19 protein-coding genes are annotated in these 20,853 nt (G+C 50.0%); 5 read left to right on the top strand and 14 right to left on the bottom strand.

Annotation, left to right across the window (positions count from 1 at the left end; translation table 11 throughout):
* Positions 1-258: 258 nt before the first annotated feature.
* Both MOST_RS03075 and MOST_RS03070 read left to right on the top strand, forming a co-directional pair.
* On the top strand, positions 259-2,019 hold the full coding sequence (locus MOST_RS03075) for a sigma-54 interaction domain-containing protein (protein WP_054936212.1): 1,761 nt from the start codon (positions 259-261) through the stop codon (positions 2,017-2,019).
* A 473-nt stretch (positions 2,020-2,492) separates the two neighbouring features.
* Positions 2,493-3,911, top strand: coding sequence for an FMN-binding glutamate synthase family protein (locus MOST_RS03070; protein WP_054936213.1), 1,419 nt, complete (start codon positions 2,493-2,495; stop codon positions 3,909-3,911).
* Positions 3,912-3,972: 61 nt separating this feature from the next.
* Here MOST_RS03070 and MOST_RS03065 read toward each other — a convergent pair whose 3' ends face one another.
* Positions 3,973-5,205 (bottom strand): D-alanyl-D-alanine carboxypeptidase family protein, encoded by a 1,233-nt coding sequence (locus MOST_RS03065; protein WP_083476534.1) that lies wholly within the window; start codon positions 5,203-5,205, stop codon positions 3,973-3,975.
* A 177-nt stretch (positions 5,206-5,382) separates the two neighbouring features.
* Between MOST_RS03065 and MOST_RS03060 the strand changes: the two genes are divergently transcribed.
* Positions 5,383-6,030: an HD domain-containing protein gene (locus MOST_RS03060; protein ID WP_054936215.1), complete on the top strand. Its 648-nt coding sequence runs from the start codon at positions 5,383-5,385 to the stop codon at positions 6,028-6,030.
* 43 nt (positions 6,031-6,073) lie between these two features.
* Here the strand turns inward: MOST_RS03060 and MOST_RS03055 are convergent, their stop codons facing one another.
* The 6 genes from MOST_RS03055 to MOST_RS18140 form a co-directional block, all read right to left on the bottom strand.
* Complete coding sequence (locus MOST_RS03055) at positions 6,074-6,820, bottom strand: ABC transporter permease (RefSeq protein ID WP_106007017.1); 747 nt, start codon at positions 6,818-6,820, stop codon at positions 6,074-6,076.
* A 127-nt stretch (positions 6,821-6,947) separates the two neighbouring features.
* Positions 6,948-7,688 carry an ABC transporter ATP-binding protein gene (locus tag MOST_RS03050; protein ID WP_054936216.1) on the bottom strand — a complete coding sequence of 247 codons (741 nt, stop codon included), beginning with the start codon at positions 7,686-7,688 and terminating at the stop codon, positions 6,948-6,950.
* On the bottom strand, positions 7,685-8,668 hold the full coding sequence (locus tag MOST_RS03045) for an ABC transporter substrate-binding protein (RefSeq protein ID WP_054936217.1): 984 nt from the start codon (positions 8,666-8,668) through the stop codon (positions 7,685-7,687). The genes MOST_RS03050 and MOST_RS03045 overlap by 4 nt, the downstream gene beginning before the upstream one ends.
* A 27-nt stretch (positions 8,669-8,695) precedes the next feature.
* A complete protein-coding gene (locus MOST_RS03040; protein WP_054936218.1) occupies positions 8,696-9,553 on the bottom strand; it encodes a UbiA-like polyprenyltransferase in 858 nt (285 codons plus the stop codon).
* The gene (locus MOST_RS03035; RefSeq protein WP_054936219.1) at positions 9,540-10,976 is read right to left on the bottom strand and encodes a menaquinone biosynthesis decarboxylase; all 1,437 of its coding nucleotides are present in this window, start codon (positions 10,974-10,976) and stop codon (positions 9,540-9,542) included. Before MOST_RS03035 ends, MOST_RS03040 begins: the two co-directional genes overlap by 14 nt.
* A gap of 9 nt (positions 10,977-10,985) precedes the next feature.
* Entirely contained in the window at positions 10,986-11,720 is a 735-nt protein-coding gene (locus MOST_RS18140; protein WP_054936220.1) for a globin-coupled sensor protein, read from the bottom strand.
* A gap of 137 nt (positions 11,721-11,857) precedes the next feature.
* On the opposite strand from MOST_RS18140, the gene folE reads away from it, so the two are divergent.
* Both folE and folB read left to right on the top strand, forming a co-directional pair.
* A complete protein-coding gene (folE, locus tag MOST_RS03025) occupies positions 11,858-12,415 on the top strand; it encodes a GTP cyclohydrolase I FolE (RefSeq protein WP_054936221.1) in 558 nt (185 codons plus the stop codon).
* Positions 12,416-12,447: 32 nt separating this feature from the next.
* A complete protein-coding gene (folB, locus tag MOST_RS03020; protein ID WP_054936222.1) occupies positions 12,448-12,816 on the top strand; it encodes a dihydroneopterin aldolase in 369 nt (122 codons plus the stop codon).
* Positions 12,817-12,906: 90 nt separating this feature from the next.
* Here the strand turns inward: folB and MOST_RS03015 are convergent, their stop codons facing one another.
* The 7 genes from MOST_RS03015 to MOST_RS02985 form a co-directional block, all read right to left on the bottom strand.
* Positions 12,907-14,127 carry a DUF401 family protein gene (locus MOST_RS03015; RefSeq protein WP_054936223.1) on the bottom strand — a complete coding sequence of 407 codons (1,221 nt, stop codon included), beginning with the start codon at positions 14,125-14,127 and terminating at the stop codon, positions 12,907-12,909.
* A gap of 259 nt (positions 14,128-14,386) precedes the next feature.
* The gene (locus MOST_RS03010) at positions 14,387-15,859 is read right to left on the bottom strand and encodes a tripartite tricarboxylate transporter permease (protein ID WP_054936224.1); all 1,473 of its coding nucleotides are present in this window, start codon (positions 15,857-15,859) and stop codon (positions 14,387-14,389) included.
* Between the two features lie 22 nt (positions 15,860-15,881).
* Complete coding sequence (locus MOST_RS03005) at positions 15,882-16,319, bottom strand: tripartite tricarboxylate transporter TctB family protein (protein WP_054936225.1); 438 nt, start codon at positions 16,317-16,319, stop codon at positions 15,882-15,884.
* 146 nt (positions 16,320-16,465) lie between these two features.
* Positions 16,466-17,065, bottom strand: coding sequence for a FumA C-terminus/TtdB family hydratase beta subunit (locus MOST_RS03000; protein WP_054936226.1), 600 nt, complete (start codon positions 17,063-17,065; stop codon positions 16,466-16,468).
* Between the two features lie 26 nt (positions 17,066-17,091).
* Positions 17,092-18,003 (bottom strand): fumarate hydratase, encoded by a 912-nt coding sequence (locus tag MOST_RS02995; protein WP_054936227.1) that lies wholly within the window; start codon positions 18,001-18,003, stop codon positions 17,092-17,094.
* A 63-nt stretch (positions 18,004-18,066) separates the two neighbouring features.
* Positions 18,067-19,107 carry a Bug family tripartite tricarboxylate transporter substrate binding protein gene (locus MOST_RS02990; RefSeq protein ID WP_054936228.1) on the bottom strand — a complete coding sequence of 347 codons (1,041 nt, stop codon included), beginning with the start codon at positions 19,105-19,107 and terminating at the stop codon, positions 18,067-18,069.
* A gap of 324 nt (positions 19,108-19,431) precedes the next feature.
* Positions 19,432-20,841 carry a lyase family protein gene (locus MOST_RS02985; RefSeq protein ID WP_054936229.1) on the bottom strand — a complete coding sequence of 470 codons (1,410 nt, stop codon included), beginning with the start codon at positions 20,839-20,841 and terminating at the stop codon, positions 19,432-19,434.
* Positions 20,842-20,853 lie beyond the last annotated feature (12 nt).

Raw genomic sequence — 20,853 nt, 5'->3', positions numbered from 1 at the left:
TTTTATGGGGTTCCTGTTTTTAATGCATCTCGACATTAATTCTTATGCAGGCCTACATTATGACGGGGCACAGGCAACGCAACATTACTGCCTCTGCAATCGCATAATGCCTCCTTGACGGCTGGCAAAAAGTTTGCATGGCAACAAACCAGGTGTAGATAAAATTGTTCCCGGGTTAAAAAAGGCCGGAATATAAGATATAATGTTACTTAGACTAGGTAACCTCAATTGGTATACTCTCCGGGGAGGGGCAGCGGCATGCCGAAAAGGAAAAGCTCAGAGCAGGTACCTGTGAACCCTCGGCTCGAAGAAGTTTTAAATAGCCGGGTTATGGTAGCTCCAGGCGAGGATATGGAGTATCTTGTCAAGACGTCAAATGCCGATTATGATTATATAGTTTTCTTTAATGCAACAGGGGGCATTCCGAAGAGTATTTATTCTACACGGGACAAGGTCCATTATCCCAAATTCCGCATAGTGAATGGCCAAGGGGCAGAGACAATAGATATCGCCAAAGCGACCTTTCCACTTCTGGTAACTGGGGATAATAACCGCACTAAAATCCGGGGTGTGGTGTCATGGAGGGAAGTCATCGGTTATCTAGTTCATCTATGCCATTCATTGTCTTTGGAGCTGGAGCGTATAGAAACCGATATGGAAGCTTTCTTAAGCTCCACTAAGGATTTGGTTTGCATTACCGACAGCAAAGGGTTTAAAACCCGCATCAGTTCCTCCTGTGAACAGCTTTATGGGGTCAAGGCGGAAAATTTAATCGGCATGAATATTAAGGATGTGGAAAGGTTAGGCATTTACTTCCCTTCCGCCACCAGACTGGCCCTTGAGGAAAAGAAAGAGGTCACCATAGTTCAGACGACCAAAACAGGGAGAAAGCTGATGGTCAACGCCACACCCGTAGTCGATGAGTTCGGAGTTGTTAAAAGGGTAGTCAGTATTTCTAAAGATATAACCGATGAAGAAAAATTGCGCCAGGAATTGGCCAAGACCAAAACCATTATCGAACGCTATGAAAAAGAGCTGGCCAATTTTCGCCTAGAGCAACAGAAAAACCTCAACTTCGTCTATCGCAGTAAAAAAATGGAGGCTTTGGTTGAAAAGATAAACAAGATTGCCCTGGTAGATTCCACGGTCTTAATTTACGGAGAAACGGGCGTAGGCAAGGAAGTAATCGCTAAATACATTCACAATATAAGCGATAGAAATAAGGGACCCTTTGTCCGGATTAACTGCGGTGCTATCCCGGAAAATCTCCTGGAAGCCGAGCTTTTCGGATATGAAAAGGGAGCCTTTACCGGTGCGCGCAATGAGGGGAAACCCGGCCTGATAGAAACAGCGGACAAAGGCACTCTGCTTCTGGACGAAATAAGCGAATTGCCCCTTCCTCTGCAAGTTAAATTGCTGCGGTTTTTGCAGGAACGGGAATTTATAAGAGTGGGTGGGGTAAAGCCCGTCAGCGTGGACGTAAGAATACTGGCGGCTACCAATAAAGATTTAAAGGAGTTGGTACAGGAGGGCAAGTTCCGCAGCGACCTGTATTATCGCTTAAACGTAATACCCCTGGTGGTCCCGCCCTTACAGGAAAGACCGGAGGACATCCCTATTCTCGCCTACTATTTCTTAGAGAAATTTAACCAAAAATATCATAAGAGCCGGGAATTGACACGGGAAGTCATGGAGAGATTGCTCAAATATTCGTGGCCCGGAAATGTACGTGAACTGGAAAATGTCGTAGAGAGGCTGGTGGTAATGTCTGACGATAAACAAATAACGAAAAACGACCTGTCGGAAGAACTTTTGGTGGATGGCGCTTCCCGCTCCCATGTCTCCGAAATTATCATTGCCAAACTTATTCCCCTGCGGGAGGCTACGGCCATAGTTGAAAAGCAGCTCATTGAGAAGGCCATCGATGAATACGGGAGTACTTACAAAGCGGCCAAAGTATTGGGAGTAGATCAATCCACCATCGTAAGGAAGCTGAACCGCTACAAAATCCTGGAATAATGCCGGGTTACATCAGCACGTAAGGCCTGCGCCGGCTCGTAGGGGGCGCAGTTTAAATTACCCTTAACCCGGAATCTTCCCTTTCTTCTCCGGGATCCCTCCGCTTTCACTCCGCTTTTGTGCCTATTTTCACAATAAAGTATTGCTTAACCCCTTCTATAGTCTTTCATGGTCAAGCCCTGCTGGACGGGTACAATCCACCACCGGAACGGCTACCATAATTTTTCATCCCAGCTTAATATAGCTCATTGCTTCAGCCATACGATCACCTTCCTTGCTTTGCTAACCGTATGCTAACCATTTGCTAACGGACTGTTTCTGAAGCCCTGAAATTGCTATTTTCATCTGCACTATTTTGAACTTCCTTTTTTTGTTAAATACCGTCCTGCCTTGATTTTGCTAAGTTCTTGGATATTTTAAATACAGGGTGCAAATACTGATAATACATTGTCCACAAAGGAACGGGTCGCCAGATGGGAAATAGAAAAGCCGGGACTACCGTTATCTGGAAAATGGCTCTGGGTTCGGCCGGTCTGACCTGTTTGGGGCTATGGCTTTTCAGCCGTCCCCTGCTTAACCGCATTCACGATTCTTTTCTTAAAACCGTGATGACCGATCCCTATGAGGAGAATTTCTGGGAGTTTGTCTCAGCCTCAACGCGTACCGGCCTCCAGAAAATTGTTGAGACCAATTTGCGTGCCCAGCAGGGGCAACTCATCCAGAGGCCTTTTGGTAGCCCCTGGCGTTTCCCCGGTACGGACGGCCTTGTTTTTAACCTGGCGCAGCTGGCAAAGCTTCCTGTTGAGGAAAGTGTTCCCGTTAATACAAAGGTAACCCTGGGGCCCCAAGCGGCCAGGCCCCTGAAAATAAGCATGCCGATCATCGTTTCCGGCATGGCTTACGGACTGGCCTTAAGCGAAAAGGCCAAGATAGCCCTGGCCAGGGGAGCCAGCCTGGCCGGTACCGCCACCAATACCGGAGAAGGGCCTTTCTTGCCTTCCGAAAGGCAGGCTGCCAGGCACCTCATCGTCCAGTACAACCGCGGCGGCTGGAATCATAACCCACGCATACTCAAGCAGGCCGACATGGTGGAAATCCAGTTTGGCCAGGCAGCCAGAGGCGGCCTGGGCCACAGCATCAATTATGACGAGATTCCTCCGAAAGGCCGTCACCTTCTCGGGCTCAAGCCCGGCCAGGCGGCTGTAACTCATGCCCGTATGCCCGGTATCAAAGATCCTCAAAAAGACCTGCCACCCCTCGTCACCAGGTTACGCCACCTGACCGGGGGCGTTCCCATTGGTGCTAAAATCGGTGCCGGCAATGACCTGGAGAAGGACCTGGCCATCCTCCTGGAAGCAGGCGTCGACTTTATTGCCATAGATGGAGCCGGGGCGGCCACCAAGGGCTCACCGCCCATTGTCCAGGATGACTTTGGCGTGCCCACGGTCTATGCCGTCAACCGCGCGGCCACTTTTCTAAAAAAACATGGGGTAAAAGACAAAGTAAGCCTGATAGCCGGCGGCGGGCTGGTTACCCCGGGCGACTTTTTAAAAATCCTGGCCCTGGGGGCCAACGCCGTATATATCGGTACCATAGCCCTCTTCGCCCTTACCCACACCCAGGTCTTAAAAGCCATGCCCTGGGAACCTCCGGTACAGGTAGTCTTTGCCCAGGGCCGCTATCAGGACCAGCTGGATGTAGACAAGGCGGCCCATAATCTGGCCAATTTCTTAAGGGCCTGTAACGCCGAAATCATGGCAGGAGTACGCGCCCTGGGCAAGAAATCCGTCCGGCAGGTCAACAAGACCGACCTGGCTGCCCTGGACCCGGTAACGGCCAGGGCCTTAGGTATTCCCCTGGCTACCCGGGCTAGAAGCGGCTTCCTCTCCTGATATAGCCGGGTAGCTGTGCGACCAGCGGGGGCTGGCTGCGGCCTGGGTGGTATTAGTGGACTCAAGGGTAATCGCTGAAAACCCGGCTCCGGAAGACCCGCCGGCGCTGCCGCTTAACCTGCGCCTGGCGGTATAAAAGGAAGAAGGCCCCCAGAGCCAGGCTCAGCCGCAGCCACCAGTCACTGAGACTGAGGGGCCGGGCCGGGATGGGCTGGCGGTTAATTACGTCCACGCGGCCTACTATTTCCCCATCCTGCCGGAAAACCATCTCCCCTACGCGGGTACCAGCGGATAGAGGCCCTTTGAGGGGAGATAATTGCAGTTGCCCGGTGGGGGGACTACTATTATCATTTTTGCGGACTACAGCCAGGTTACCGGCCGCAGCCAGTTCTATCTTTTTCCCGTTGCCCGGGTCAATTACGGCTACTATCTCACCCTGTCGGACCAGTTGAAAAGAACGGAACTCCTTAAAGCCATAATCCAGGAGAGCGGCCACGTCCTGCTCGGCCGCCCGGGCACCGGGCTCGTCCAGAACAACGGCAATAAAACTCTGCCCCTGCCGGGTGGCCGAGCCTACCAGAGTAAAGCGGGCCTCGGAAGTATACCCGTTTTTGACGCCGTCGGCACCTTCATAGTTCCAGAGGAGTTTGTTCTGGTTGACCAGGGTTGTTTCCCATTCCTGGCCGTGCCAGGGCCGGGTTCTGGTAGCTACTATGCGGCGAAAGGTTTCATCCTGCATGGCGGCCCGGGCAATGATGGCCAGGTCCCGGGCCGTGGTATAATGGTTAGGGTCTGACAGGCCATTGGGCGTTACAAAGTGGGAATTTAAGGCGCCCAGGGATGCGGCCTTTTCATTCATCAGCCGGGCAAAGCCTTCCATAGAACCACCATAATGTTCGGCTATAGCCAGGGCGGCATCGTTACCGGAGTTAAGGAGCATCCCGTAAAGCAGGTTCTCCAGGGTGACTTTCTCCCCTTCCACCAGGTAGACCCGGGTACCGTCCACCCGGGGCGGGTTTGGTCCAACAGTAATCACATCATCTAAATGGCCCTTTTCCAGGGCAATCATGGCGGTGAGGATTTTCGTGGTACTGGCCGGGGCCTTGCGCTCGTCGGGATTTTTAGCGAAGAGCACCTTTCCCGTAGCTGTATCCATCAGTACCGCTGCCGCTGCCGTAAGCCCGGGGGGGCCGGCAGCGTCTGCAGCCAGTGCGGGTATTGCTCCGGTGAAAAGGAGGAGCAAGCTGGTAATAATCAGGAGAGAAATTTTTTTCACTATCTCTGCAGGTGGCATTTATCCTGGTAAATCCCCTTTCTTGTTGAAACTTTTTCTACGCCCTGGTCCAATTTTCCTACCGGAGCTACAATTTGGCGCAAGGTAAATTTTACATAAGATGTGATCTCCATCATAGCAGCCTGGAAGCCTGTGTATTAGTATGCAGGTAACATTTTTGAAGGGGGGGACCCAAAAATGAGCCTGGGACGCTGCCCCGGCCAGGACCGGCGCTACTGGAAGCCTGACGATATTTTCGAGGAACCCTGCCCCCACTGCGGCGGCCTGATTGAGTTCTGGAAAGACGACGTCACCTTGCGCTGCCCCCACTGCCGCAAGCTGGTAACCAACCCCCGCTTTGACCCCGGCTGTGCCGCCTGGTGTTCCTACGCCAGCAAGTGCCTGGGAGAAATGGCCGCCGTTTACCAGCGCCAGCCCCGGGTAATCCGCGATAAGCTGGAAGTGGAAGCCCGGAAAAATCTCTTCCACCACCGGGAATTGCTAAACCTGGCCTTAAAGGCCGCTGGCTTTGCCGAAAAAATAGCCCGGGAAGAAGGCGTGCAACCCCTGGTGGCCATCGCGGCCTGCCTCTTCTACGACCTGGGTGCGGGCGGAGAAAAGGCAGGCAGCGCTGCCCTGGCCCGGGAGATCATGACCAGGGTTGGCCTCGAACCAGACATTATTGAACAGACGGTAAAGATTATCGCCGCCGGGGAGACGGTCCTGGACGACCCCGCCTGGCAAGTCGTCCAGGATGCCCGGCGCCTGGCCCGCCCGGCAGGTGCCGGGCAGGAAGAAGGCTCCTTTTATACTGCTGCCGCCCTTCGCCTGGCTCTACAACCATAATTACGCCGAAGCTTTGCCTCCCCTGCCGGCCCCGCAATGCTGATTACAGCCGCTGCCAGGGACAAAGGAGATATTCCAGGAAATTAAGCAACATATACAGCACCAGCCCCATGCCGGCCATGGCCAGGATCCCGGCAAACATGGCACCGTAATCGGCCCGGAACAGGCCGTCAAGGATAAAATAGCCCACGCCGCTGTTGCCGGCAATGGTTTCACTTAAAAAAAGAACGGAAATGGCGCTGCCCAGGGAAATGCGGCTGGCAGTAATGATCTCTGGCAAACAGGCAGGTAAAATTACCTGGCGGTAGAGGCTGATTTTCCCGGCCCCCAGGGAAGCAACGGACAGCAGCAACTGGTGAGGGATCTGCCGCGCTGCGTCCCGGGTCGTAATCAGGATCTGGTTGACAATGACCAGGAAAATGACCAGCACCCTGGTGGCGTCACCAATGCCCAAGAGGACCATGGCTACAGGTAACAGGGCCACCTTGGGAACCGGGTAAAGCAAATAGACCAGGGGCGCCAGGAAGGAATCAAAAGCCGGGTGGCGGCCGGCCAGGAGGCCTAAAGGTACAGCTATTATAAGGGCCAGGGCCAGGCTCCCCAGCACCCGGTAGGTGCTGATATAAAGGTGCCGGGCCAGTTCCGGCCACCACACCTTAACCAGGCTCTGGAGGGCCGGCAAAGGACCCGGCAGGCCCGGGTTGTTGATCCATACGGCCACAAGCCACCAGAGGCTAAATAAAAAAAGGATAGACAAAATATAGGACAGGGCTTGGCGGGAGTCGCGCATGGCAGCTGGGCGCACCTCCGTAAAAGATTGCTGCACTAAAAGGATGGCTTTTGTTTGGAGCGAGCTTCTACCGAGCGGCGAAGCGGCCTTGGCAAAGCCGAAGCGAGGGCGGGGCACTGCGAGATGCTTACTCTTGCAGGAGCTGGCGCACCCGGGAGCAGAGGTGATGGAACTTGCTGGTAAAGCGGTAGTCCCCGCTCCCTGCTCCCGGGTTAGCCAGGATCGCCTTTACCTGTCCCGGCGCTCCTGTCAGGACAATAATTTGCTGTCCCAGGAAAACGGCTTCCTCGATGTTATGGGTAACCAGCACGGTAGTCAGCCGGCGCTGGTTTTGTATTTCTACCAGGGTCTGCTGTAAACTCTCCCGGGTCAGGGCATCCAGGGCCGAAAAGGGCTCATCCATCAACAGGACGTCCGGTTCAAGGGAGAGGGCCCTGGCAATGGCCACCCGTTGTTTCTGTCCCCCGCTCAGCTGGGCCGGGTAACGCTTCTCCAGGCCGGCCAGCCCCAGGCCGGCCAGCAAAGGCTGCAGGCGCTCCTGCTGCTGGCGGGCGGTGAACTTCCGCAGGGCCAGGCCCAGGGCCGCGTTTTCCCACACCGTTTTCCAGGGCAAGAGGCCGTAATCCTGGAGAATAATCGCCGTCCGCTGCCGCGGCTTTGTTATTCTCTCCCCGCCGATCCATATTTCCCCCCTGGCAGGCTGCAGAAGACCGGCCAGCAGGTAGAGCAGGGTTGTTTTACCGCAACCTGAAGGGCCTATGAGGACACAGGTCTGCCCCGCCGGCACGGTGAGGTTAATGTTCACCAGCGCCGGTACAGCCCCCCCGCCGGTATAATAAGTGTAATCAAGGTTAAAAACCCGGATCACTTATTCTCCCTGCCGCCAAGGACAAAGGTGGGGTCCACCAGTTCTTCGTAGCTGTACGCCGCCGGTAATAATTTTTTAGCCACCATCCATTCCTGGACATCGGTCACTTCGGTTTTTCCAGGTACCTGGGGCGGTGAAAATTTAGGCGCCAGGTACGTATCCTTGAGCTCTGCGGGAATCCTGGCCCTGGTAATAAACACCTCCCGGTACTTATCCGGCTGGCTGCTTACCAGGCCGGCCGCCTCGGCATAAACCTGCAGCAGCTTCTTGATGGCTGTCGCTTTTTCTTTGATGGTTTCTTCCCGGAAGATAAGGACCACCTGGGATAAATTCCGGTTAATTTTCGTATCGTCCAGGATGACCCGGCCGCCCTTTTTCTCGGCCAGGGTGGCAAAGGGATCAGGCAGGAGGGCTGCTTCCAGCCTGCCCCCCAGGAGCAGCTGCAGGCGTTCCGGAATCTGGGGCACGGCCACCTTCTGCACGCTGCCGGGTTCTACCCCCGCGCCCTGCAGGAGCCTGTCGGCGACATATTCAATGATGGTATTTTCCGAAATGCCCATGGTCGCTCCCTTGAGCTGTTCCGGGCGGCTGACAGCGGAACCAGGCCGGGCGACCAGGGCAAAGCGCCCTTCGGACGGTGTTGCCCCCATGGTCAGGGAGACGATTTTGACCGGCGTCCCGCCTTTCCGCAGGAGGGCCGTGGCCACAATGTCCGCCACTTCACCGTCGATGTTGTTAGCCTGCAGGGCCAGGTCGCGGTCCCGGGCACTATTGAAGGGGACTAACTCGACCTCCAGCCCGGCCCTGGCAAAAAGGCCTTCCTGCTCAGCTACAAAAAAGGGGAAGTTGTCTTCCACCGGGATCAGGCCCAGCTTCAGGCTTTCCTCTCCCTGGCCCTTACCTGCCGGTGCCTTGCAGCCGGCTGCCATCAAAGCCAGGAACAGGATAAGCAAAAAGAAGATTAATCGTTTCCCGCCCATTTTTTTGCTCCTTTTTCCAGCTTCCTTTCAGCGCCAGGTTAACGCCAGAAAGGTAAAAACAAACATGAGTACGCTTAAATAGCCATTCAAGTTTAAGAAGGCCAAATTTAAGCGTGAGAGGTCTTCCGGGGAAACTAAACGGTGCTCATAGATTAAGATTACGGCCGCCAGTAATACCCCCAGGAAATAGATTAAGCCCAGGTGCAGGAGCAAGCCCACCAGGGCCAGCATCAAGATGGCCAGGGCGTGCAGGTAGCGGGCTATGATCAGGGCCCTGGCCTTGCCAAAACGGGCCGGTATGGAGTGAATGCCGTAACGCCGGTCAAAATCGTAATCCTGGCAGGCGTAGATAATATCAAACCCCGCCACCCAGCTCCCCATGCCCAGGCCTAAGACTATGGCCGGCAGGTCAATGGCCGCCCGGACGGCCACCCACGCTCCCACTGGGGCCAGGGCATCGGCCAGCCCCAGGACCAGATGGCAGGCCCAGGTCCAGCGTTTGGTATAGGAATAGATCACCAGGACAAAAACGGCAATGGGCAACAGCTGCACGCAGAGCCGGTTGAGCTGCAGGGCGGCATACAATAAAAGGCCAAAGGAAAGAAGCGTATACAGCCACACTTCGGCCACGGACAAAAGTCCCCGGGGCAGGGCCCGGCCGGCCGTGCGCGGGTTCAAGGCATCAATATGGCGGTCAATGAGGCGGTTTAACGACATGGCTGCCGTCCGCGCCCCGATCATGGCCAGGGTGATCCAGCCGAGCTGGGCCAGGGCCGGCCTGCCGCCGGCCGCCAGGAAAGCCCCCAGGTAAGCAAAGGGCAGGGCAAAAATAGTATGCTCAAACTTGATCATTTCCAGGAAGATCTTTAACTTACGGCAGGCCATATTCATGCCACTTCCTGTCGATGAGTTCTAAAATCTCCTGGCTCATGCGCGCTTCCCGGGGCCAAGGCCGCGGGTACCCTTCCTCCGGTAGTTTCCGGGTGGCGTCCAGGCCCATCTTGCTGCCGTAACCCGTATAGGCCGAGGCATGATCGAGGGCGTCCACCGGCCCGTCCACGATTACCACATCCCGCCGGGGCTCGATGTTACCCAGGACCCGCCAGCGCACTTCACCAGGATCATGCACATTTACGTCGTCGTCAACGACGATGATCAACCTGGTAAACATCATCTGCCCCATGCCCCAGAGGGCGTGCATGACCTTGCGCGCCTGGCCGGGATAGCTCTTGCGGATGGAGACAATAACGCAGTTGTGGAATACCCCCTCGGCTGGAAAGTTAATGTCCACAACCTCCGGCAGATGGAGCTGGATCAGGGGCAAAAAGAGCCGTTCCGTTACCTTGCCTAAATAGACATCTTCCATGGGCGGCGGCCCCACCACCGTGGCCGGGTAAACGGCCTGGCGCCGCCTGGTCAGACAAGTCAGGTGAAAAACCGGGTAATAGTCGGCCGGCGAGTAGTAACCCGTATGGTCGCCGAAGGGGCCTTCCAGGCGCCTTTCGCGGACGTCCACATAACCTTCCAGGATGATTTCCGCCCGGGCCGGCACTTCGACATTCACCGTTAAGGCCGGGACCATCTCCACCGGTTCCCGGCGTAAGAACCCGGCGAAAAGCATTTCATCAAATCCCGGGGGCAGGGGGGCAGTAGCGGCATAAATCACGGCCGGGTCGGCCCCCAGGGCTACGGCTACTTCCAGGCGGTCACCACTCTTGCGCAGGTGTTCCGCCCCGTCCTTGTGGATCTGCCAGTGCATGCCGGTGGTGCGGTCATCAAATACCTGCATGCGGTACATGCCTACGTTGCGGCGGCCGGTAACCGGGTCGTGGGTGAAAACCAGGGGCAGGGTAATAAAGCGACCGCCGTCTTCCGGCCAGAGCTGCAGTACCGGCAGTTCCGCCAGGGAAGGAGGGTCAACCCGCACCTCCTGGCAGGGGGCGGTTTTGACCCGGCGCGGAAGAAAACGGCCCAGCTCGGCCAGGCGCGGCAGGTGTTTTAGTTTTTCCAGCCAGCCGCCGGCCGTCGCAGGTAAATCAAGTAAAGCCCTTAACCTACCGGCCGGTTCCTCAAGGTCGGCAATCTGCAGGGCCGCTTTCACCAGCTCCACACTACCGAAAAGATTGGTGGCTACAGGCAAAGGGGAACCCTTAACCCGTTCAAAGAGGAGGGCCGGCCCCCCTTTTTTCACCACCCGATCGGCTACGGCAGCAATTTCCAGGACCGGGTCGACTTCTACCTTCACCCGGTGGAGCATCCCCTTTTGTTCCAGGTAGGCTAGGTAAGCCTGTAAATCCTCATGGGCCAATGTTCTTGATCACTTCCCCGTTTGCTGCATTCTGGCCAGGACCCGGTGGTTCTCCTGGACCTTCTGGGTGATATCTTTAGCCGACTGGGAAGTCCGGGCCGCCAGGTCCCGTACCGCCTGGGCCACCACCGAGAAGGTGCGGCCGTGCTCCCCGGCCCGGGCCGCTTCTATGGAAGCATTAAGGGATAGAATCTTCGTCTGCTCGGCAATATCGCCGATAATCCTGGCTACGGCAGCGATTTCATCATGGAAACGGGTCAGGTGCTGGAGCTGGTCAATAATATAGCTTTCAATGGCCAGCTGCATGTCAAAGACAAGCCTTTTGGTAAAAGCCTCCAGCAAGCGCAGGGCCAAATCAGGATCATCACCATGGTAGTGCCAGATAATGCGGTGAAGCTCACTGAAGTAAAGGCGATAGGACCCCAGGTACCACTTGGGATAGAGGCCGATTTCCTGGTGCTTCTTGCCAATGCGCAGGCGCCAGGATATATATTCTTCATCTATGGCCGGGGAGGTAAGGCTGATAAAATAGGCCTTCTGCGTCTGGGAGAGTCGCTCTATCGTGCTGTGGTTTTTTATCATAGCATCAAGGTAAGGATACTGGACAAGCTGGTCATAAAAGTTTTTAACTACAGTATCGGCTTCTTTCATAAAGATATCTCTTTCCGCGTGCATCAGGGCTAGTTCCGCCTCGCCAATACCCAAAAAACGCAATTGTTCGGCATAGGTAGCCGCGATGGTCATATTTCCACCCCCGCATTCTCCTGGATGAAACATATTTCGCTTTTGAAAGCCATTTTCCTTCTAAGTACAATTGACTGGCCGTAAGATATATGTTTTAATGACAAAAAACAGCGGTAAATCGCCGGGGAGGAAAGATCATGGATAAAGAAAAAATCCGCCAGGCGGTAAGGATGCTTATTGAGGCTGTAGGCGAAGACCCGGAGCGGGAGGGTTTGAGGGAAACGCCGCGCCGTATTGCCGATATGTATGCCGAGATCTTCGCCGGTATCGACCGCGACCCGGGTGAAGAATTGACGGTCGTCTTTGATGAGCACCACGAAGAAATGGTACTGGTCAAGGATATTCCCCTCTATTCCGTCTGCGAACACCATTTTCTCCCCTTCCTGGGGAAAGCCCATGTGGCCTATATACCGCGGGGTAAAATCACGGGCCTGAGCAAGCTGGCACGGGTAGTGGATATCGCCGCCCGGCGGCCCCAGGTCCAGGAACGTTTAACATCGCAAATCGCCGATATTATCATGGAGAAGCTGGACCCTTACGGCGTGGTAGTCGTCATTGAAGCCGAGCATTTATGCATGAGCATGCGCGGGGTCAAAAAGCCAGGCCATCTAACCATCACCTCCGCCGTCCGCGGCCTTTTCCGCCGCGACCAGGCCGCCCGGGCGGAAGCCATGGCACTGATCCGGGGCAAATAAGTGGTGAAAAACTTGCCATCAGGGAGGACGTTATGAGTAAGGATAAAATAATCCTGGACGGGCTGGAATTCTATGCCTTCCACGGCTGCCACCCTGCCGAGGAAGAGCTCGGCCAGCCCTTCATCGTCGATGCCGAGCTCTACCTGGACCTCGCCCCGGCCGGGCAGGCTGATGACCTGCAGGCCACGGTTAATTACGATGCGGTTTATCGCCTGATCCGGGAAACCGTCACCGGGCAGCGCTTTAAACTCCTGGAAGCCCTGGCAGAGGCTGTAGCTCAAAAGATACTCACCAGCTTCCCGGTGGAGGAAGTGCTGGTGCGGGTAAAAAAGCCCCGGGCACCCCTGCCCGGGACCTTCAATTACGCCGCCGTAGAAATCCGGCGCCGCAGCAATCCCTAATAATTCGTTATCTGCCGTTGTATGCGAACTTGTCCCGGTAGAGTTGAACTTGCACGCTAGGGATGGGATTGTATCAGAATAAAACTGAGTCTATACAACTCGGATGTTTAAGAAAAAAAGTACGAGGATACCAATGAAAAGGATCAGAATAATAGACCAGTATTCCCGGTATATTTGCATAAGATTTATTTTAAAATAATCAATAGTAAGCACTTGGCATAAGTGTAAAGGTGAGATTATATAGGCAATAAAGCTGGCGGCATACATGGTTGTCACGTAATAAAGCCTCGTTTCATCAAGGGGTAAAAGGGGCGACATTAAGGGTAAAACAAGGGCTATGCAGGCGGTAATATCCGCCGTTATATAGCCGATGATCAAGGGGACCACAAAGACTAATAACTTTAGGGAGATACCATACGTAATAATCTCATTTAGTAATTTAGGTAACACTTCAAGGTCGTCAACCACCGTTATAAAGACAGCTATTGAGGCTATCGTTATAATCAGCTGATAGTTTATTCCTTTAATTATGGTGTTAAAATTTAAATTAGGGTTGCCAACCGCTAACAAAAGGGCTAACATCAAACCCAAGCTTAACGCCAAATCTAACCTCAGGCCAATAATTATCCCAATAAAGATGAGGCTTAAGGGTGAGGCTAAAAGTAAAAAATTAAATCCCGCAGCTAAACGACAACGGAGATTTAGGTTGTCTTGCTTGTTTGCCTGGACCTTGCGTAATAAAACCCAGTAACCGCTAATCAGCCCTAAAACCGTTAATGGGGCCAGGGTCTTAACCATAGTAAATATTGGTATAGCAGAAAGGCTGGCGGCTAAAATGTAATGGGTGCGAAAAGGAGTTACAAAGATAAACACGTGCCGAAAGATAACGTTAATAGCTGCCAGACGGGCGTTGCTCAGGGCTAGTTGGGAACCAAGTTGGTCTACTAAAGGAGCCGAAATAATCGCCCCCCCTGTTACAGGAATGCCGCCCACTAGAGCGGGTATCCCCATAATAGTTAATTTGGGGTTATTTAAAAAATTAGATAAACTCTTTACCATGCCCTCCAGCAGGTTGCATTTGGTCAGAACCGAGGTGAGAATGGTAATAATAGTTACAGCAGCGATAAGTTCAATCGCCTTGTTAGAGGATAAGCCTTGCCAGAATACTTGAGCTGTTGCTTTTAAATTGTTACCCTTTGTTATACTTAAAAAAACCGACCCTGCTAACAATCCCCAATAGAGTTGGTGCCCTTTTTGAACGAGGTAGATAGTTACTGCCAGGCTAACAACTAAGACGATTAAAGATACCATTCAGGCACTCCTTCCTCAACAACTGCTATTTGATACATTAGCAGGCACTTGTACATGGTGAAGTAGGCATGGGACGCCTGGCTAAAGCCAGTTTTTCCCATGCCCCTTCCCGACCGGGCTTGCGATTTTTACCGCACCTGGCTCTCCATTACAAGACCAGTTAAGACTCAGGTCATTATGCTTACATTGGTCTGCCAGGGTAACGACCCGGGCGAACTCTCTGAAGCACGCCTCCACGCTTTCATAGGTGTGGCCAGCTTCAACGTTGCATTAACCATTTACGAATAAAAGGAGCGCTAAATGATAGAGCTGCAATTATCAATATTGCCAGGCTTAGGGGCCGGGTGAAAAAGATAGCATAACTCCCCTTGCCCATAACTAATGCCCGGCGGAAATTAGTCTCCGCCATAAATCCTAAAACCATTGCCAGAACAATCGGTGCGGTAGGAAAACCAAATTTACGTAAAATATAACCGATAACACCAAAAATCAAAGCTATCCACACCGGAAACATGCTATTCCCAAAAGTATAAGCACCCACCACACAAATACCTAAAATTACTGCCGCCATTATACTCCGGGGTACTAAAGTTACTTTACCCCACATGTTAACGCCTAAAAGACCAATTGCCAGCATAATGGGTGTACCCACTAGCAGAGAGGCAAAGATGCTATAGGGAATTTCAGGGTTTCTGGTAAAAAGCAAAGGACCTGGTTGCAGCCCATGGATCATCAGCGCCCCGATGAGAATAGCCGCACTGGCCGAACCCGGTATACCCAATGTTAATAAAGGCACCAAGGCACCATTAACTGCAGAATTGTTGGCCGCTTCAACACTGGCCACAGCTTCAATTACCCCTGTACCATATTTTTCCGGATGTTTGGAAACTCTTTTTTCTTCATTATAAGCGATAAACGAAGCAATAGTCGCCCCCGCACCAGGTATAACACCCATTATATAACCAATAATTGTTCCTCTGAGCATAGCCATAAAAGAAGCTTTAATCTCTTGCCACGTTGGCAGTCCACCAGTAAATTTTTCTACAATTCCTTGACCCAATTTGGTTTCCTCGAACATGATAAAAACTTCCGAAATAGCAAACAGGCCTAAGAGGCTGGGTACAAAGGGAATACCTTCCATTAAATCTGGCATAAATACGTAACGTTTGGTGGCAGTAAAAGTATCAATGCCTATGGTGGTAATTAAGAGCCCGAAAGCAGCCATCAGAAAGCCTTTAAGCCAGGAATCTCCTGACAATCCAGCAACCATTGTTAAGCCTAAAACAGCGAGGGCAAAATATTCTGGCCCCCCAAAGTCTAAAGCAAAATTAGCTAATGGAATGCTAGTAAAAATCATAAGAATGGTGCCAACCAAAACGGCAAAAGCTGAGGCTATTATCGACATTCCTAAGGCTTTACCAGCCTTACCTTGTTTAGTAAGCTGATAACCCTCGATAGCTGTAGCAGCAGCTGCTGCCGTCCCCGGGGTATTGATAAGAATAGCCGTTATCCCGCCACCATACTCCGCAGCCATGTAGAGGGCTACTAGCATTACCAGGCTGGCAGTCGGGTCCATCCCAAAAGTAAAAGGGATTAAAAGAGCAATACCGATAGTGGGAGTCAGACCCGGCATAGCACCGACAAAGTAGCCGACAATGGTTCCTGCCAGGATAGCTAAAAAATTAGTCGGTTGAAAAACAAGGCTTATACCCATAAGGAGATTTTGCCACATAATAAAATCCTCCTTTTTAGGTTCAAACAGGAAGGCTTACTTGGAGAAATCTGTAAAACACAAGGTAAATAAATAAAGTAAAACCTATCCCCACACCCAGAATATGGATCCAGTTTTTATTGCCAAGTAAAAGTATGAGTATTATCAAAAAGAAGGGTGTGACATAAAAGTAGCCAAAAGATGATATTAAAATAGGGTAAAGGAAACTTAAGGCTATTCCCAGGATAACTAATAAGGGCTCATTAATATTAATCTTATCTGTTATTTTCTTCCTCAAGGATAAAACAATTTGAGTCAAAGCAAAAAGTATCACCAGACTTGAAAGAAGGCGGGGAAATGCTGCTGGTCCCACATCGGCCGGGTTAATGGCTTTCGGAAAGTCGTTACTATAAATTAAAAAAAACATTGACAAAATAATTAAGGCGACAGAGATGATAGTTTCCCCTACCCACATGGGCATAACTATACCTCCCATAAATAAGTTAAAAACTTTAGCCCTGACCTCCCTCGCCGCTTTTGGGGTTCTTCCAGTTCGGAAAAGGGAGGTCAGGGTTAGTTTATCATAGAAGGATACTAAATACTATAATAATATAAACCACAATTAAATCAAACTAATTCCTTGATAATAAATAGTTCCTTTAAAGTAGCCTCAGCTTTTGCTTTAACTTCCGTATAAAGGTTCCCGCCATGGGAATCAATAGATACAATTAAAGGACCAAAATCCTTGACACGGAATTTCCACAAACACTCGGGCATTAAATCTTCCCACCATACTTCTTCGATTTCTTCTATTTGGGTTGTCTCCAAGGCAGCAGCGCCACCAACAATTGAAAGATAACAACCCCCATACTTTTTCAGGGCCTCTACCCCGTCACGATACAAGCCGCCTTTGCCAATTATAAAGTTTACGCCATAAGTTCCAAGTAACCCTTCAGTAAAACGGCTCATTCTGGTACTTGTTGTTGTCCCTACGCAAACTTTTTCGTATTTTCCCTCACCAATCTTTTTAACACTCGGAGCTGTATGCAAGCAGGCCCCACCCTGTAAGCTAGTTGGTGGAGGCACTTTTTTATCAAAGATCCTGATCAAGGTTGCATCCCTTACGCCGAAGATGTACCCGTTTATCTGGACCATATCGCCAACTCTTAATTGCGAGACAATAGGATCATCTTTTGCCAGAGGCAGATTAATATTATATAGTTTCAATGAAAAATCACCTCTTCATTCCATAATTAAAATCCATACTCCACATTGCCGTGGGGATCAATCTTAGCGCGAGATCTCCGCGCAGCCCAGCATTGAATATTAATTCCAACTGGATTTTGCGAAATATGAGTGTAAGCTTCTTCAATGTGTACTGCGAGGCAGGTATTCTTGCCCCCTAAACCCATAGGACCAAAGCCCAAACTATTAATCATGGTAAATAATTCTGTTTCTAGTTCAGCTATTTCCTGATTACCATTATGAGAGCCTACTTCTCTTACTGCTGCTTTTTTAGCATTAATCATGCATAAATCTGAGGTTCCACCCAGTCCTATGCCAACAATATAAGGGGGACATGGATTGGCACCTGTTTCCATTATACTTTGAAGAACAAATTTTTTAATTCCCTTTATACCCTCAGCAGGAGTCAACATCTTTAAGTAACTCATATTTTCCGAGCCTGACCCCTTAGGTATCATTAAAATATCAATACTTTTATCATCAGCATCATTTTTATATTCAAAGTGAAATACAGGGATCCTGTATCCGGTACTATCCTGGTTATTTTTACGAGTAAGGGGGGAGACTATGCTTGATCTAAAAGGATGCTCGGTTGTAGCTTTCCTAACCCCGGCTACTAATGAATCCTTAAAAGAGGTTAAATTTAAATCTATTTCTTGGGGTAAATTTACCAAAAAGATGGGTGTACCTGTATCCTGGCAGATTATGAGATCGTTTTGTTCCGCAACCTCTATATTTTTAAGTATTACTCCCAATATGTTTTTCCCCCGTTCGGATTCTTCACTTTCATAAGCCTTTACAAGTGCGGCCCTTACATCCGGCGGGATTATTTTTAATGCCCTTAAGTATAATTCCTTAGATATTTCAACTAGTTCTTCGTAAAAATGTTTATCAGGCAAAACTATCACCCTCTCTCTCATAGTTCCTCTCCCCTGGTAAGGCCCATAATTCTATTATGGGCCTTACCAGGATGAATTGATTTTTTATTTCTTTTTTATAACCCCTAATTCAATTAGAGTCGACCTAGTTTCCTCAACTTCTTTCTTGATCAAATCTTTCATCTGGGCAGGTTCAACATATCCCGGTATTTGATTGGTGTTCTTTAAATAGGTTTGGAATTCCGGATCCTCATAAATTTGTTTAAAGGTAGCCCGTAGTTTTGCTATAATTTCTGACGGAGTCCCACCCTTTAACATAACGCCCCGCCACAAATAGTCTTCACGATCATAGCCCAATTCTTTATAAGTAGGAGCATCCGGAAAATCATCCAAACGTTTATCTCCTGATACCCCAATAACCCTCAATTTGCCTGCTTCTACTTGTGGTTTAATATTGTTGGAATTTCCTTGCACCGCATCAGCATGCCCCCCTAAGCAAGCGGCAACAGCATCCGCCTGTCCTTCGAAGGGTACCCAAGTTAATTCTATACCGGCAGCTTTCTGTAAAAGTATATTGGAAACGTGTTGGGCTCCGCCGGTTAAACCTCCTGCCATCTGAATCTTCCCAGGATTCTTTTTAGCATAATCGACAAGATCTTTTAAAGTTTTAAATGGACTTTCAGTCCTCACGGCTATAACATACGGATCCTTAGCCACTCTGATAATATAGTCAAAATCATCGGGAGTAAATTCAACCTCGCCGCCGGCCATACTTGTTACCATAGACGAAGTGGTCATTAGTAAAGTATAACCGTCAGCAGGTTGCGATTGGACATAAGCCATTGCTACCGCACCGCTACCACCAGTTTTGTTAATTACAGGAATGGATTGTTTGAAATACTTTTCACCTATTTTTGCTAATTGCCGGCCAGTAACATCAACTGGTGACCCCGGACTCGTCCAAACCACCATAGTTATAGGTTTATTAGGATAGTTACTAGCAGTATTATCTTTTTGGGGTTCTTCCTGTTTAGTCTGTTTGCTAACTTGAGGTTCATTTTTAGTTCCCCCACAGGCTACTAAAAAATAAGTAAGCGCCAGTAATAATAGGCATCCCACAAGTTTTACTTTTTTTAATTTAACCATGGGTTAGCCTCCTTTTTTAAAATAAACCTCACCCTTTTAATTAAATATAACGGTCTTTGTTTGAGCTTCAGAGGGCCTGTTTGCGAACATTAGTACATTCGCAAAAACTGGCAACAACTCTTACTTAGACTAAATCCCGCTGAATAAAATGTCATTTTCTCAATAACACCCCTGAGCCCTCTAAATATTACACCCCCCTTTAAAATTGTCTCCATCCCCATAATCATTTTTTCCACCCGGGAAAAGTAAAGGGCAGCCTACCACTTTAAATGGTAGGTTTTCTATGCCCTTACTTATATTCCCGGATTTTGCATTAAAGATTATTTAATTTAGAAGCTCTTCTTCAGCCCTTCTCATTTCATTAACTTTGGCCACAACACTATCAACCACGATTGGGATTTCACCTAAGTAGTTATGCGGATCTAAAGCCGCATCGATCTCTTCAACCGTTAAATAGCTCATTATTTCCTTATCGTTTAACAAGGCTTCTCTAAAGGTCATTTTATCATGGAAAGCTTTTTGAGCTACCCGATAAACCATTTTGTGAGCCGATTGCTTTTTACCAGTTTTTTCGGCTACTGTGTATAACATACACTCGCCTTGAATAAACGGTCCACCCTGACCGCGACCAATCATATATTCTGTTACATCCTTTTCCATATTTTCTGTGTGAACCTTTAATCCCCGTAAATATTTAATCATAAATTGCAAGATCGCCGCGGTAATAAGGCAACTTTCCGGTAAGGAAGCATGTTCAAATGGCAACCTTGCTGCATCGCGCTCATCCTCTACAACAACTTCCATACCAACTAAAGCATTTCCTCTTAAAATCCTTACAAAACCCATTACCCAGTCAACGCCACTTGGACCCCTGCGATGAGGCATCGTACTACTGTCAACTTGCTCCCCTTCAACAAAAGGTCCCTCCAGTTCGAATATTTCTGGTCTATGGAGTTCAAAAATGGTTTTGCAAATTCTCTCAAGACTTATACCTATCATTGCTAAAACTGATACAAACTCTGTCAAGCGATCGCGAGATTGATGAGTACATATATCCGCTGGCACAAGCCCAAGTAATTCAAGGGCTCTTTGTTGAACTTTTAGACCCATTCCCGGGCCAGCTTTCTGGACCAAGGGAGCTAAACTTCCATGGGCACCAGTTAGATTACCTACCAATAACCTTTTCTTCAATTCTTTTAACCGCTCGATATTTCGTCTTACTTCCGTAGCCCAAATTGCCGCTTTAAAACCAAAGGTAGTTACCGTTCCATACTGGCCATGGGGCCTCCCAGGCATAACTGAAAGCTTATATTTTTGAGCAAAGTCTAAGAGAATTTCTTCCAGGACCCTTAAATCTCTGAAAATAACCTTCCAGGTTTCTCTCAAAACTAAGGCAAGAGAGGTTTCCAACACATCTTGAGATGTCAAACCAAAATGTAAATATTCTGCCGCCTCACCCATAACTTTCTCGCAAGCCTTAATCATCGCAACAATATCAGAACCATGTTTGAACTCGGAAGCCAATTGCGGAGTTATATAATTAATATTGGCTTTTTCGATAATCTCTTTGGCAGCCCATTCAGGTATAATTCCCAGTTCTAATTCTGCTTTAGCTACAGCAGCTTCTACATCGAGACGTTTTTGAAGGAGGTTGGCTTCATCCCAGATAGCCCGCATTTCTTCCGTACTAAACCGGTTTTTATAAATTTCCATATCAGCAGGATAAACAGCCACCTTCTAAAACCC

It is taken from the genome of Neomoorella stamsii (assembly GCF_002995805.1).
GTDB lineage: Bacteria > Bacillota > DSM-521 > Neomoorellales > Neomoorellaceae > Neomoorella > Neomoorella stamsii.
The sequence above is the reverse complement of the archived record's forward strand: the minus strand, read 5'-3'. Positions and strand labels throughout refer to the sequence as shown.

Excerpts from the sequence above, each read along its gene's own strand:
- MOST_RS03070 (WP_054936213.1), top strand. The coding sequence starts at position 2,493 with ATGGGAAATAGAAAAGCCGGGACTACCGTTATCTGGAAAATGGCTCTG.
- MOST_RS18140 (WP_054936220.1), bottom strand. The coding sequence starts at position 11,720 with ATGACCATCGCGGCTACCTATGCCGAACAATTGCGTTTTTTGGGTATT.
- MOST_RS03015 (WP_054936223.1), bottom strand. The coding sequence starts at position 14,127 with ATGGTATCTTTAATCGTCTTAGTTGTTAGCCTGGCAGTAACTATCTAC.
- MOST_RS03055 (WP_106007017.1), bottom strand. The coding sequence starts at position 6,820 with ATGCGCGACTCCCGCCAAGCCCTGTCCTATATTTTGTCTATCCTTTTT.
- MOST_RS03040 (WP_054936218.1), bottom strand. The coding sequence starts at position 9,553 with ATGGCCTGCCGTAAGTTAAAGATCTTCCTGGAAATGATCAAGTTTGAG.
- folB (WP_054936222.1), top strand. The coding sequence starts at position 12,448 with ATGAGTAAGGATAAAATAATCCTGGACGGGCTGGAATTCTATGCCTTC.
- folE (WP_054936221.1), top strand. The coding sequence starts at position 11,858 with ATGGATAAAGAAAAAATCCGCCAGGCGGTAAGGATGCTTATTGAGGCT.
- MOST_RS03005 (WP_054936225.1), bottom strand. The coding sequence starts at position 16,319 with ATGCCCATGTGGGTAGGGGAAACTATCATCTCTGTCGCCTTAATTATT.
- MOST_RS03065 (WP_083476534.1), bottom strand. The coding sequence starts at position 5,205 with ATGCCACCTGCAGAGATAGTGAAAAAAATTTCTCTCCTGATTATTACC.
- MOST_RS03045 (WP_054936217.1), bottom strand. The coding sequence starts at position 8,668 with ATGGGCGGGAAACGATTAATCTTCTTTTTGCTTATCCTGTTCCTGGCT.
- MOST_RS02990 (WP_054936228.1), bottom strand. The coding sequence starts at position 19,107 with ATGGTTAAATTAAAAAAAGTAAAACTTGTGGGATGCCTATTATTACTG.
- MOST_RS03075 (WP_054936212.1), top strand. The coding sequence starts at position 259 with ATGCCGAAAAGGAAAAGCTCAGAGCAGGTACCTGTGAACCCTCGGCTC.
- MOST_RS02995 (WP_054936227.1), bottom strand. The coding sequence starts at position 18,003 with ATGAGAGAGAGGGTGATAGTTTTGCCTGATAAACATTTTTACGAAGAA.
- MOST_RS03010 (WP_054936224.1), bottom strand. The coding sequence starts at position 15,859 with ATGTGGCAAAATCTCCTTATGGGTATAAGCCTTGTTTTTCAACCGACT.
- MOST_RS03060 (WP_054936215.1), top strand. The coding sequence starts at position 5,383 with ATGAGCCTGGGACGCTGCCCCGGCCAGGACCGGCGCTACTGGAAGCCT.